The organism is Wolbachia endosymbiont (group A) of Paraperithous gnathaulax (assembly GCF_964028485.1).
Classification (GTDB): domain Bacteria; phylum Pseudomonadota; class Alphaproteobacteria; order Rickettsiales; family Anaplasmataceae; genus Wolbachia; species Wolbachia pipientis.
In genome coordinates, this window is sequence record NZ_OZ034784.1 from 71,372 (window position 1) to 85,339 (window position 13,968).

The window sequence follows — 13,968 nt, forward strand, 5'->3', positions numbered from 1 at the left end:
TCAGCCCTTTAGTTCAATGAGTGAGTAAAGATCTTCTACATACAAGAAAAGAACGAGGTTGATCAGTGAAGCCACTGAAGTGATAATGAATAGACCCTTAGAATAAGCAACCTTATTACCACTAGCTTTATCAAAATACATAACTTTCATGATATTTAAATAATAGTAGCATGATATCACACTCGCTATTACAAGGATCAAGGACAGGCTGATAAAGCCAGAATTTATTAAACTTTTGAATATAAAAAATTTAGCGAAAAACCCAGCAAGTGGAGGTATTCCCGACATTGAGAGTAACAGCACAGAAAGATGAAATGCTACAATTGGGCGTTTCTTCCCTATACCAGATAAATTTGCAATATCACAATCGTCATCGTCAATTTGTACGAGATATGAGAATAGCCCTATGCTTGTGATGATATATATCACCAGATACATTAAGGCACTATCTGTTCCTGCTTGTGTAAAAATAGAAAGTGAAGCAAATATAAAACCAATGTGACCAATTGAACTGTAAGCAAGCAGCCTTTTTAAGTTTTGCTGACGTAAGGCCCCAAAAGCTGAGATAAGCACAGACAATGCTGAAACGTATAAGAAAATAGGCTGAACATAACTTTTTACATTTACTAACTCTTCATTCATCAATCGAATTAAAAATGTTACAAGTGCAGCTTTTGGGGCCGTAGAAAAAAACGCAGTTACTATGGTAGGTGCACCTTGATAGACATCTGGAGCCCACATATGAAAAGGAGCAATAGCAAGCTTGAAACACAAACCAATTAGGACAAAGACTAACCCAAAAACTATTCCATAAGTTATCTGATGGTTTTGCAAGAATGAACCGAGCTCAGAGAAATTGACTTGTCCTGTATATCCATAAAGCAGCGACATTCCATATAGCATAATGCAGGAAGATAATGCACTGAGTGTAAAATATTTCACTCCTGCTTCACATGAATAAATCGAATCTTTATTAAAGCTCGCAAGAACATACAAAGATATACTCATCAACTCAAAAGCTAAATAAAAAGAAATCAGACTATTTGCTGAAACCAAAGTTATCATGCCAAATAGCGCAAAAAGAATCAGCATTGAAAATTCATACTTATAGTCATATTTTGATAAATTCAGCATCAAAAGTATTAAAATTCCTGTGCTGAGAATTAACCCTTGGGCTGACCTGATGTATAAATTGAGTTTTAACAACGAATTAAAGAGAAAAATTTCATTGTTTTCTGCCGAAAGAATTAAAATAATCAAAGTTACCACTGTGCAGCCAAGTGCTAATAAGTTGATAGTTCTGCGGTTAAATATAATCCCAAGCAGCAGCAACACTAACGAGGAGATAATAGAGAACGTTTCCGGCAATATCTGTATATAATTCATAGCGCATTATATTTGACTAACAAATTTGCCATACATGGCTTCAAATAATTCAGTGCAAGGGTTGGGTAAAATCCAAGCAAAATAACAAACACTGCAAGCAGAATTAAGACAGAAAATTCTATGCTATCCAAACGGTTATTTAATAATTTAGAATAGCTAACCCCCCATATTATTTGCTTACATAAATTCAGCATATAAACTGCGCTTAAAATAGTGCCAAGTGTGATAAATCCTGTAAAAAACCCTATGCTCTTAAACATTCCAACCATAGCCAAAAACTCACCTGCGAACCCAGATGTTCCAGGTAGCCCTATTGAAGCCATTGAAAATAAAATGAACATAAAACCAAATTTTGGCATTGTGTTTACTATGCCAAAATATTTTGCAATCTCCAAAGTTCCAGTTCGAGTATATAGCATTCCAACACATAAAAATAAAGCAGCAGAAATAAGGCCATGACTAATCATTTGAAATATGCTACCCAGTACTCCTTCCTCACAAAATGAAAAGAGGCCAGCAGTAACGATCCCCATATGTGCTATTGAAGAATAAGCTATTAACTTCTTTATATCATCTTGAGCAAACGCAACTAGAGAAGCATATATCACCGCAATAATGCTCAGCACAACAACGAAATTTGAAAAATACAAACTTGCCTGAGGAAGCATTGGAATAGAAAACCTTAAAAATCCATATCCCCCCATTTTAATAAGCAAGCCAGCTAAAATCACAGATCCAGAAGTTGGTGATTGCACATGTGCATCAGGAAGCCAAGTGTGAAATGGAAACATCGGTACTTTTATTGCAAAAGAAATAAAAAATGCAATCCACAGCAATGACTGCACTTCAAGATCAAGGCTTGGCACTAATGTAGCTAATTTTTGTATATTAAACGTTCCAAAAATGTTATAGATGTAAACCAATCCAAGTAGAAATAATAATGAGCCAGTTAATGTATAAAGAAACAACTTAAACGTTGCATATACCCTGTGTTTTCCTCCCCAGATGCCAATAATAAAGAACATTGGTATTAAAACAGCTTCAAAAAACACATAAAAGCTTATAGCATTCAGTGAAACGAAAAAACCGACTACAAAACTCTCAAGCAGTAGAAACAATGCCATATAGGCTTTTAGGGTCGTATAACTCATTTTGCAGTTGTAGAGTATACAAATTACAAACAAGAAAGTTGTAAGCAGAAGGAAAAGCAACGATATACCATCTATCCCTATTCCAACATTTCTAATTGGGTAGCTGACAAACTGAAAGTCCGCATTGTTATAATCAAATTCTATACAAGCTACAATGCTAAGCAAAAATGGAAGTACAGCAAAAAATAGAGCAAGGAATCTTAAGTGTATAGATTGATGATTAATCCTGATTAAGGATAAAATCAACGCTCCTATCAGTGGAAGCAAGAATATACTAAGTAACAACACCTTCTATTTAATTCCAATAATATATAAAGCACCGATTATTAGAGTAACAAACATAATAAATGCATAATCAAATATATAACCAGTTTGTAACTTTATAGAACTTTTTGAACATTCATTAACCAACCTTACAACACCATTTGGTCCAAATGGATCAATAGCCTTAACATCAAACTTCCATAGAAGCCTAGATATAAACCTTATCGGTGCAATTATAACAAACTCATACACCTTATCAAAGTACCATTTATTCTGCAAAAACTTAAGTAAAAATTTACTCTTAATTTGCCTAATTACTTGATATTGGTAAATTAGGTACGCAAGTGCTATTCCACTTAGGCTTGCTAAGGTTGGCAGTAGTTTTATAAAGAAATTATGAACTCCATGCTCATCAATCATCACTAAACTTGATTTCCAAAACGCATTACTAGTTATGTTCAAAATATTTGCTCCCCATATTCCAGAAAATACTGATCCAAAAGCGAGTATCAGTAATGGTATAAGCATAATCTTTGGTGCCTCATGTATATTAATTTTACTTTGTTTTTGGCTGTGGAACACAAGAAGCAATAACCTCCAAGAGTAAAACGCTGTGAAGAATGCAACAACTAAGCTTATTACAAAAGCAAAGCTATCCGTGCTATAAGCATGTTCAATTATCAAATCCTTTGAATAAAAACCTGCAAATGGGAATATCCCAGAAAGCGCAAGAGATCCAATCCACATGAGAGCGTAAGTGCAAGGGATTTTCTTCCAGCAATTTCCCATTTTCTGAATGTTTTGCTCATGATGCATTGCATGAATCACATTGCCAGCACCAAGAAATAGTAGAGCTTTAAAAAAAGCGTGTGTCATTAAATGAAAAATAGCAACATTGTAAGCAGAAAGCCCACATGCCATGAACATATAACCAAGTTGACTGCAGGTTGAATAAGCAATTATTTTCTTTATATCGTTCTGAGTAATTGCAACGGTGGCTGCAAAAAAAGCAGTGAGTGCTCCAACGATAACTATTAATTCTCGTGCCACATTTGATAACTCAAACAATGGAGAACACTTTGCTACTAAAAATATACCTGCTGTTACCATCGTTGCTGCGTGAATAAGTGCAGAAACAGGAGTTGGCCCTTCCATTGCATCTGGCAACCAAACATGTAAACCAAGCTGTGCAGATTTACCCATACAGCCAATAAAAAGTAATATGCATATTATATGAGTTACTTTGAATTCACAGCAGAATGCCCTAATGTTCTGCGTGCCAAGAAGATCAGTTGTGTCAAAAACTTCAGTAAAATTCAAAGAGTGAAATGTATAATAAATAAGAAAGATTCCAATCAATAGTGCAAAGTCTCCTACCCTATTCACAACAAATGCTTTAATTGCTGCATTATTTGCAGAATATTTTTGGAACCAAAATCCTATGAGTAAATAAGAACATAGGCCAACCCCTTCCCAGCCAAAAAAAAGCTGCACGAAATTATCGCTTACAACCAGCACAATCATGCAAAACGTAAATAGCGATAGGTAAGAAAAAAACCTCGACTTCCCCTTATCATGCTCCATATAACCGATAGAGTAGAGATGTACTACCAGTGAAACGGTGGTAATAACAATAAGCATTAAGGATGAGAGAGCATCCACACTAATTGCCCAATTTACTTTTAAGATGCTCAATGAAAACAAAGGAAATAAACTCAAGTGATAATTTTCAGAGAAGGTGAGAAAAACATACCAAGATAAAACTGCAGATATTCCAATCCCTGCCGTTGTAACTAACTGACTTTTTCTAAAAAGTGCTGCAAATAGCGAACCAAAAAGTGGCAAAAATACTATTAATTTCAGTATATCCATCATACTTTCATTCTTTCATTAAATTTGCTTGTTCAACATCTATATTGCCACGGCTTCTATAATATACAACCAATATTGCAAGCCCAACTCCTGACTCTGCTGCCGCAACAGTCAACACAAACATCACAAAAATTTGCCCAACTATATCATTCATAAAGGCAGAAAAAGCAACTAGATTGATGTTAATCGCCAACAATAATATTTCTATTGATAACAATATATTGATTATGCTCTTACGGTTGATGAAAATACCGCACACCCCAACAGTGAACAAAATAGCAGCAACTATCAAAAAATGATTTAATCCTATTTCCATTCCACTCCTTTTCCAAATTTAGCCTTAACCAATTTTACAGATGAAGATTGCGTCAATTGCTTTAATACATTCTGTTTTTTAACTCCTTTTTTCTTGTCCTGCAAAGTAAGAGCAATTGCACCGACAATTGCAACAAGTAGCAAAATTCCAGAAAGATGAAAAGCGTACATGTAGTCAGTGTAGAGCAAATTACCGATAGCTTTCACGTTATTGGCATTATAGTTTATAACATTACTTATATTCAGCGTTGAGCTGCGGATTACAAAACTGATAATCAAAAAAAACACACCACACAATATAGCACCAAGAGTGAAATGCTTCGCAAAACCCTGGCGCAATCTTATGTAGTCAATATCGAGCATCATAACTACAAAGAGGAACAACACTGCAACTGCACCGATGTATACTATCAGTACCATCATAGCGATGAATTCAGCTCCAAGGAGAATGAAAAGCACTGCAGAGTTAACGAAGGTGAAAATTAAAAATAATACTGCATGCACAGGATTTCTTACACTAATTACGCATACAGCAGATAAAATGCTAAGAATTGCAAAAAAATAAAAGAAAAAAGGCATTGATACTTTAACTGCAACAATAGTTACTAATTTAAAGTGACTATCGTTGTAAAGTCAATATTATATTAAACGTTTGAAAACATTGTACTACAAAGCTCCAGCTCCATTTTAAATTATTATACAGAGCGCTTTCTAAGTGCTTAATCAATACACTAAGTCCTTAATTTATCAATATATAATATGTGTATGTTAGTAATTAATGGCGGCTCAAAATGTACAACATATTTGGTTATTTTAAAAGCAACAATAGTTCTAACGCACAAAGTAGCAGACTAGATGGAGAAAGTTATCAATACACCACAAGAGACTATATGACAATTTACTTTAATAACACACTAGCAAGTTTCAGTAGATCATTGAGAGAATTTAAAGAAAAAGCGTATGGATTTATGTATGATATCGGAACTTGGTTGGAAGAAACATATGAAAATCTCACTGAACGACCTGCAACGCATAATCGCTATACCCCAAAAGAAAAACCCCTTGTTGAAGTTGAAGAAATAGAAATGAAGGAACTAAACCGTACATATAAGCCATTCCAAACTCCACTTATCCACCCAACAAGCAGAAGTTCTGGTGCCAATACCTCAAATCAAGTTGTTGTTACTCGACATACACCTGAAACTACTAAAACAAAATAGATGTAAAACCTACGTTTAAATATGTAGTACTTGAGTGAAGCATTCTTTAACTGTTCTATTCAATAAAACCTTTACAATATTTCAATCATAGGTTTAACTTTACGAAGTTATAATCTATAGGGCTACGATGAACGATTATCTCTCACTGCTAAATCCAGAACAACAATCAGCTGTAACTAACATAGATGGACCAGTTTTGATACTGGCAGGAGCCGGGACGGGGAAAACAAGAACGATTACTTCAAGAATAGCACACATAATTAGAAACGGTCACGCTTATTCTGATGAGATATTAGCAGTTACATTTACAAATAAAGCAGCAAATGAGATGGTATCAAGGGTACTTGAGCTAACGGGCACAAACATACCATGGCTTGGCACTTTCCATGCAATTGCAGCAAAAATCTTGCGCCTGCACGCAGAAATTGTGGGCTTAAACCCCAATTTTACAATCATTGGTGTGGATGACCAATTACAGGTAATAAAAAATATTATCAATGAAATAAATCCTGATTACCTATCAGAAAAATGTAAGACCATTATGAATATTATTCAGCAATGGAAAGAGAAGTGCTTATTGCCATCTGAAGTGGAAGATATTCAATCATTTAGGCCAGTATATGTAACTGCACTCAAAGTCTATCACCAGTATCAGGAAAGGTTGAAATTCCTTAATTCTGTCGATTTTGGTGACTTATTGCTATATAACATACAGCTCTTTAATCAAAAGACCGAAGTTCTGTCCTACTACCAAAACAAGTTTAAATATGTTATGGTAGATGAATATCAAGATACAAATGCGATACAATATCTTTGGCTAAAATACCTTGCAAAAGAGCACTCAAATATTTGCTGTGTAGGAGATGATGACCAGTCGATATATAGTTGGCGTGGTGCAGAAGTTGAAAATATTTTGAAGTTTTCTGATGATTTTAAAAATGCAAAAACCGTTAAACTAGAGTGTAACTACAGGTCAACATCCCACATACTTGCAACTGCGTCATATGTTATCAATCACAATAAGACTCGCTTAGAAAAAAAATTGTGGACAACAAACATTGAAGGGGAAAAGGTAAATCTAATAAAATTATGGGATGGGAAAGCTGAAGCAAGGTTCATAAGCGAACAGATATTGAAACTCAATAAATACAGATTTAGTGACATTGCAGTGCTGGTAAGGGCCACTTTTCAAACTAGAGTTCTCGAAGAGTATTTTATAAAATATTCAATTCCCTACAAGATTATAAGTGGCGTAAAATTCTACGAACGTCAGGAAGTCAGGGATATAATTGCATATTTAAGACTTGTTACAAACAATAACGATGACTTAGCTTTCGAAAGGATAGTAAATCGGCCAAAAAGAAGCATAGGAGCTACAACTCTAAAGAAAATATACACGACTGCTCAGGATAACAAAATTTCTTTTTTTGAGGCAGCAAAAATATTAGTTAATAGTAATCAGGTAACCGAAAGAATTAAACTCTCACTCAACGATTTTTTAAATAAAATTAAAGCTTGGGAAGAAATAGTAAGCGTAAAACCACTGCATGAATTCGTTAAAATCGTAGCAAACCAATCAGGATATATTGAAATGCTTGAAAATGAGGAGGTAACAGGCTTAGCACGAATAGAAAATGTTAAAGAGCTCATCTCATCTTTAAAAAATTTCGATAATGCCACAACTTTCTTGGAGCATATAAGTCTGGTGATGGAAGTGGATAATATGAATAACGATGACACCGTATATGTTATGACTCTTCATGCAGCCAAAGGACTTGAATTCCCGTGCGTGTTTCTACCTGGTTGGGAAGAGGGATTATTTCCTCATCAAAGATCTTTTGATGACAAAAGTGGTAAAGCTTTAGAAGAAGAAAGGAGACTCGCATATGTTGGCATAACCAGAGCCAAAGAAAGGTTAATCATTTCATGTGCAGATAGGAGGGAAATTAACAACCAGTGGCAACCGATGCGCACTTCTCGGTTCATTAAAGAATTGCCAAGAGAAAATGTTGAGGTAATTAAAAGCAACATTGCCTACTGTTGAAGCTATAATTGCAGATAAACATATCTTACAAATCTGAATTACTTTAACTATATGTTTCTCCTGGCAAAAATTCTGTAACCGTTCACACTTAATTCTTCAATCTCATACCAATTTCTATTACATAACAAACAAATAGACAATAGAAGTGAGAAGGTTATACTAAGGCAGTATAATGATGGAGTTTTGGAATGGCATTGGTATCAGGTTGCAATTTTAGCTTACATTATGCCAATCTTTCTTCAATTGCTGCTCGCATAAATTCTGCCTGTCTTTTAGTTCTGCAGTGCACTATCGCATCATCCACATATCTTTCAAATGGTACTGTTGGGTGATTTTGTTTCATCCATATATCAAATGCATGGTGCATAAATATGTTTGAAATGATTGGGCTTATTGAACCTCCTTGCGGAACTCCTTTTTTCCCTAACTACCTTACTGCCATCTGCTTGCTGAATAGGGGATTTCATCCACCTTTCAACATACAGTATGACCCATTTGCAGTCTGTGTGCTTCTTGATAGCCTGCAGTGCTAAATTGTGGTCCAGATTGTCGAAAAATCCTGTAACATCAACAGCTTTCTTGGTAATCGTATCCTGTCTCCAATAAACAGCGGTTTTGCTATGTATCCTTGATCAGCAAAAAACTTACGTAAAGTTGGAGCCTTGTATTTAGCTTGAGTGAAAAGATTTAGAGCACCATCACGATCTTGAACACTTGCACTATGAACATCAGCCGCAATAATTAAGCCCACTGTATCTACAACAATATGACGTTTTCTACCCTTTATTTTTTTTCAGCATCATATCCTCTGGATCCCCTTTTTGAGTGGTTTTTACTGATTGACTGTCAATTATTCCTACTGAAGGTGTTTCATTTTTACCAAACATTTTTCTTACCTCTTTTACTAGCATATTATGTATTTTTTCCAATTTGCCATTACTACGTCACCTGAGAAAATAGTCATACACCGTCTTCCATGGAGGAAAATCTTTCGGCAGCATTCTCCATTGACAACCACCTCTCATTATATACCTTATTGCATTAATAATTGTTCTGATATTGTGCTTTCTTGGCCTCCCTATCTTTCCTTGTGCAACATGTGGCTCCAAAATTTCCCATTCCTTATCACTTATATCACTTGGATACAATTTTCCCTCCTATTTTTTACTTACACTATCATATTTTTTTCCTCATTCCTTTTTAAGACATACTCTTAGACAACTGGACGTCAAGCCTATCCTAGTGCTGCATATCAAGCTCATACTCAGTATGTAAATCTTTGACTAAAGCTACAGCGCATTCTTTTTGAACAATTATACTGATTTTGATTTCAGATGTTGTGATAGCAAGTATTTCTATCTTTTTTTCGCTTAAAACCTTGAGTGTGCGGTGCATCACTTCAGTGTTAGACATAACACCAATACCAATTATTGAAATTTTAGCTACATTATCGTTTATAGCATAATTTTCATTCTTATTCAGTAACTTTTCCATTAAATCAATATCAAATTTGGAGATAACAAAACTTGACCCATGTATCATATCAATTTTAACGTTTGCTCCTGCTATATCTCTTAAAGTACGCAAGTTATTTGCAAGGTTAGTGAAAGTTACAAGAGCTTCATTAGTGCTATAAGTTATTCCAGTAATTAAGTATCTCTCTAGTACATCCCTTTTGTGTAGCACTGTGGTGCCTTCTACTTCCTTAAAAGTGGATAGCACTTGCACTTTAATGTTATGTTTCATTGCAAGTTGTACTGAACGATTATGCAGTATTTTAGCACCAGATGACGACATTTCCAACATTTCATCGTAAGAGATAAATTTGAGCTTGCGTGCCTTTGGAACAATTCTCGGGTCTGCTGTATATATTCCATCAATATCAGTAAAAATTTCGCAAGTTCTAACACCAAAGGCTACCGCGAAGGCAACTGCTGATATATCAGAGCCTCCTCTTCCAAAAGTAGTGATTCTATCATCATTTATACCCTGAAAACCAGCAATGATCGCAGCAGTATAACCCTCAGCAAAAGATCTTTTCACACGTTCAATCTTTATTGTTTTTATTTTAGACTCAGAATAAAAATCATCAGTTACAATTGGTAACTGCCAGGCAAGCCACGATTTAGCATTAACTCCGATCGATTGGAGAGTGATAGCTAATAGACCGCAAGAGATTTGTTCTCCTGCTGAAAGCATAACGTCATACTCTGATAACTCTTGTCTATAACTTAAATTTGAGATTTGCCTAGCCTGAAAAACCATTTGGTCAGTAAATCCTGCAACAGCAGATACAACAACGATTACATTACAACCTTTCTCAATATCGTTTTTTATCAAATTTGCAACTCGGTTTAAATCAGTTAGCGAAGTCCCACCAAATTTTTTTATGATTATTTTGTCCATAGTTACAATATAACTCTCTTCTGAAGAAAAATATAGTTTTTGTAGAGATAGCAGCTTGCAAGCCATTCAGAAAAGGGAAGACAAAGCTATAGCTAACGCGTCATACCACGATTCATTCCATAGCTGTACGAACATTCATTTTTGAAGGTAAATTGCACAGCAAATGGTGTCATCCCAGTGCCTAGACACTGGGATCCAGAAGACTTAATTTCAACCAAGTGGCTGCATAATAAAGGCTGGATTCCAGTGCCAAGCACTGGAATGACACCCTCCCTTGTGGAAATTGCTCTCAAATCACAATGTTCGTACAGCTATGGATTCATTCGCGGTATAGATTCCGCTAACTAGTAGCGGAATGACGAATTTGTTGTTTTAAAATTGTCAGTAAATCTAAGTCAGTTTAGCTATATAGCACGAACTAAACCACTAAGCAGCAGAAGACCTTGCATGACCTCCAAAAAATGTTTTTACTCTTTCAAGATAAGTAAGTGGTTCTGCAGGAATTTCTATCTCGTCTATCTTATAAGATATTGCTGCATCTATGACTTCATCTGTTATTAATTCTCTTAGCCTTTGTTTTATTTGCCCTCTCCGAATATGTTCTCCATAGTCGTTATAAAACTTTACATATAATTCCTTAAACACAAATTCTTTTATAGCATCTCTTGTATAAGAAATGCCATCCTTTACTTCATCACTCACGCTGCTCAAATCCACCCCAGAACTTGGTGAATACAAATTATCAAAATTTTCTTTCAAAACTTTTATTTTATGGTAGTGCTTATCCACATATTTCTCAAGAAATCTTTTAGTAGCATCACTAGCCAACTTTCCTATTGGCTGAGGCTCTAGTTGAGCTGCAAAATTATTTTCCGCTTTAAGACCACTTAATGCATAAATGATACGGTTGAGCATTCCAGGACCACATTGGCGATTACTTTCCTCAAAGCGAACCAGTAATATAGACTTCAATAATTCTATATCTGCATTTTGCTTTCTTGCCGCAATTAAAACTAAATTTATAGCCTGTGTCAATGTCAATCCGGTTTGTGAATCTGCCCAATTTACCCACTCCCCAGTTTCATAACCATCCAATCTTAGATAAGGTTCTATCATTCGTTTTTGCTGACTTGTTAAACCGCTTATATAACTTTTAAACTCTTCATCCAACTCATTTAACGGCGTACCATGTTCTTCCTTTAATTTTTTGGCACATTCAATAACGCTTTGCTGAAAACTTCTAGTATGAACGCTCTGACTACTAGTACCCACATCACTTACATTAAACAAAAAGCTTAGCTGCTTTACATTCAAACCCAAAGGTGAAAAGAGTTTTACTGATGGATATTTTATTAACTCAAGAAGTGCTACTGGAATTAGCAGTGCATAATTTAACAATAATAAACCAAAATTAAATATAAGAAACCCACGTAGAGCTGATACCTTTGATGCAATATACAAAAATGGAAGCTGTAGGTAATATATCAAGTGTATACTGAAGAATAAGATTTTGTCCTTTAATTTTATTGTTGGATCTTTATAAACCTCAAACAACATGCTATTGCTATCAATATTGTTGTTTTTAAAGGAGGTATAGTTGTTTATGATCTTCTCTTGCAAGGGAAGAAGCATTTTATTCAGGCAAATAAACGCAGCAATAACAATAAAACCTGTAGCCAAAAATGCTAGTGCAGGGCTAGAAGTGCTTGTAGATAAATAGGCATAAAGACCATCAACAATTAAGTTTTTGTATAATCTTTCAAAGGGACGAACTAGAATCGGGTCAAGGATATAGTTAACAAGAAGATTTAAATAATACACGAGAAACAAAAGTGCAATCAAAAATGCAATAATACTACAAACAACCAAAAATGCTTTTAATCTCGGATTCATAACCCCCTCTTAATAATCTGTTAATATAATCTATTTTAGGAATAAATTGAAAAAAATGCAAGTTTTTATGTTAAAAGATCAATTGAAATTTCTGAGTTTAGGGTATATTGTTAATCTATTTAGATAAGAATTATTGTGTCAAATAAAATAGGTTTTTGGGCTATTTTTGCCTTAGTGATTAGCAGCCAAATTGGCTCTGGAATTTTTATGCTTCCAATTAGCCTTGCTCCATATGGCATGTATAGCCTTATAAGCTGGATAATATCAGGGCTTGGTGCTATATCTCTTGCTTTAGTTTTTGCCTCACTCTGCGCAAAATTTCCGGAAACGGGTGGCCCTCACGTCTATGTAAAGCATGCTTTTGGCCCTGCTGCAGCTTTTTTTGTTGGTTGGACGTATTGGGTGATCTCATGGGTTAGCACAACAGCCGTAATAGTTGTGGGTGTTGGTTATCTTACACCATTTTTCCATGAAGATATTCAAAACGTACATCTGTTTTTAGAGATGTTATTACTTACAATTATTACACTAATAAATTTTAGAGGAGTAGCTACTGCTGGACGTGTTGAGTTTTTATTGACGGTGATAAAAATTTCTGTATTGCTTGTAATACCTATAGCAGCATTGTTTTTTTTTGATAGAAATAACTTCATCATAAGTGAAGAAATATCAAATCTTACAACATCGCAGATTCTTGCCCGTTCTACACTTATTACTCTATGGGGTTTTATTGGAGTTGAATTGGCAACAGCACCTGCAGGGTCAGTTGATAATCCAGCTAGAACAATACCAAGAGCTGTGGTACTTGGAACAATCTCTGTTGCTGTTGTGTATTTTATCAACAATCTTGCAATTATGGGATTAATAAATGGCAATGATTTAGCAAGTTCAAGAGCACCATATGTTGACGCAATAAAAATTATGGCCTCTGGCAATTGGCACTTGATTATTTCTATAACTGCGTTCATTTTTTGTGTTGGTACTTTAAACGCTTGGGTACTAGCTAGTGGACAAGTGGCCCTTGGCCTTGCAAAAGATAAACTGATGCCACAGTTTTTTGCTCAAAGAAACAAGCACGGTTCTCCTTTCTGGGGCATAACAACTAGCTCAGTTGGAACTGCAACTTTACTAATCCTCACTTCAAGCAACAATTTTGCTAAGCAGATCACATCAATTATCGACTTTTCTGTAGTTTCATTTTTATTTGTTTACCTTGCATGCAGTCTTGCTTTTCTCAAAGTTATTGTGCAAGAAAAGAGTTGTTACAAATTTTTAATTGGCAGTATAGCAACAACCTTTTGCTGCTGGGTAATATTTGAAACTTCTGTGAATACCTTGCTGATCGCAAGCTTATTCACTGCAAGTGGCGTACCTCTTTATTTATTTTGGTATCGCAGAGTTTCTGTATAGCAAATGT

Annotated in this window: 15 protein-coding genes; 3 read left to right on the forward strand and 12 right to left on the reverse strand. The window is 35.1% G+C overall.

The features are described from left to right. From ABWU74_RS00400 to ABWU74_RS00420, 5 genes are read right to left on the reverse strand one after another with little or no spacing between them, the layout of a single operon-like run. Positions 1-1,386 (reverse strand): NADH-quinone oxidoreductase subunit N, encoded by a 1,386-nt coding sequence (locus tag ABWU74_RS00400; protein ID WP_209472428.1) that lies wholly within the window; start codon positions 1,384-1,386, stop codon positions 1-3. Further along, positions 1,383-2,825 (reverse strand): NuoM family protein, encoded by a 1,443-nt coding sequence (locus ABWU74_RS00405; protein ID WP_353289318.1) that lies wholly within the window; start codon positions 2,823-2,825, stop codon positions 1,383-1,385. Before ABWU74_RS00405 ends, ABWU74_RS00400 begins: the two co-directional genes overlap by 4 nt. Before the next feature lie 3 nt (positions 2,826-2,828). After that, positions 2,829-4,676 (reverse strand): NADH-quinone oxidoreductase subunit L, encoded by a 1,848-nt coding sequence (gene nuoL, locus ABWU74_RS00410; protein ID WP_353289319.1) that lies wholly within the window; start codon positions 4,674-4,676, stop codon positions 2,829-2,831. Positions 4,677-4,680: 4 nt separating this feature from the next. Beyond that, a complete protein-coding gene (nuoK, locus tag ABWU74_RS00415; RefSeq protein WP_010962953.1) occupies positions 4,681-4,989 on the reverse strand; it encodes an NADH-quinone oxidoreductase subunit NuoK in 309 nt (102 codons plus the stop codon). Next, entirely contained in the window at positions 4,980-5,567 is a 588-nt protein-coding gene (locus ABWU74_RS00420; protein WP_010962952.1) for an NADH-quinone oxidoreductase subunit J, read from the reverse strand. Before ABWU74_RS00420 ends, nuoK begins: the two co-directional genes overlap by 10 nt. Positions 5,568-5,779: 212 nt before the next feature. On the opposite strand from ABWU74_RS00420, the gene ABWU74_RS00425 reads away from it, so the two are divergent. Both ABWU74_RS00425 and ABWU74_RS00430 read left to right on the forward strand, forming a co-directional pair. Next, entirely contained in the window at positions 5,780-6,208 is a 429-nt protein-coding gene (locus ABWU74_RS00425; RefSeq protein WP_353289320.1) for a hypothetical protein, read from the forward strand. Between the two features lie 127 nt (positions 6,209-6,335). Further along, positions 6,336-8,252, forward strand: coding sequence for an ATP-dependent helicase (locus tag ABWU74_RS00430; RefSeq protein ID WP_264338041.1), 1,917 nt, complete (start codon positions 6,336-6,338; stop codon positions 8,250-8,252). Positions 8,253-8,475: 223 nt separating this feature from the next. Here ABWU74_RS00430 and ABWU74_RS00435 read toward each other — a convergent pair whose 3' ends face one another. The 7 genes from ABWU74_RS00435 to ABWU74_RS00465 form a co-directional block, all read right to left on the reverse strand. Then, positions 8,476-8,619 carry a Putative reverse transcriptase gene (locus ABWU74_RS00435; protein WP_022626389.1) on the reverse strand — a complete coding sequence of 48 codons (144 nt, stop codon included), beginning with the start codon at positions 8,617-8,619 and terminating at the stop codon, positions 8,476-8,478. Between the two features lie 162 nt (positions 8,620-8,781). Then, positions 8,782-9,003, reverse strand: coding sequence for a hypothetical protein (locus ABWU74_RS00440; protein ID WP_022626388.1), 222 nt, complete (start codon positions 9,001-9,003; stop codon positions 8,782-8,784). Between the two features lie 25 nt (positions 9,004-9,028). After that, positions 9,029-9,163, reverse strand: a complete 135-nt coding sequence (locus ABWU74_RS00445; RefSeq protein WP_255324781.1) for a hypothetical protein — start codon at positions 9,161-9,163, stop codon at positions 9,029-9,031. 33 nt (positions 9,164-9,196) lie between these two features. Next, positions 9,197-9,400 carry an IS5 family transposase gene (locus ABWU74_RS00450; RefSeq protein WP_007549940.1) on the reverse strand — a complete coding sequence of 68 codons (204 nt, stop codon included), beginning with the start codon at positions 9,398-9,400 and terminating at the stop codon, positions 9,197-9,199. A gap of 91 nt (positions 9,401-9,491) precedes the next feature. Continuing rightward, the gene (locus tag ABWU74_RS00455; protein ID WP_010962950.1) at positions 9,492-10,658 is read right to left on the reverse strand and encodes an aspartate kinase; all 1,167 of its coding nucleotides are present in this window, start codon (positions 10,656-10,658) and stop codon (positions 9,492-9,494) included. A gap of 92 nt (positions 10,659-10,750) precedes the next feature. Beyond that, positions 10,751-10,951 carry a hypothetical protein gene (locus tag ABWU74_RS06665; protein WP_010962949.1) on the reverse strand — a complete coding sequence of 67 codons (201 nt, stop codon included), beginning with the start codon at positions 10,949-10,951 and terminating at the stop codon, positions 10,751-10,753. A gap of 133 nt (positions 10,952-11,084) precedes the next feature. Next, entirely contained in the window at positions 11,085-12,551 is a 1,467-nt protein-coding gene (locus ABWU74_RS00465) for a hypothetical protein (RefSeq protein WP_208571710.1), read from the reverse strand. A 135-nt stretch (positions 12,552-12,686) separates the two neighbouring features. Between ABWU74_RS00465 and ABWU74_RS00470 the strand changes: the two genes are divergently transcribed. Beyond that, positions 12,687-13,961: an APC family permease gene (locus tag ABWU74_RS00470; RefSeq protein ID WP_010082345.1), complete on the forward strand. Its 1,275-nt coding sequence runs from the start codon at positions 12,687-12,689 to the stop codon at positions 13,959-13,961. The last annotated feature ends 7 nt before the right edge of the window (positions 13,962-13,968 follow it).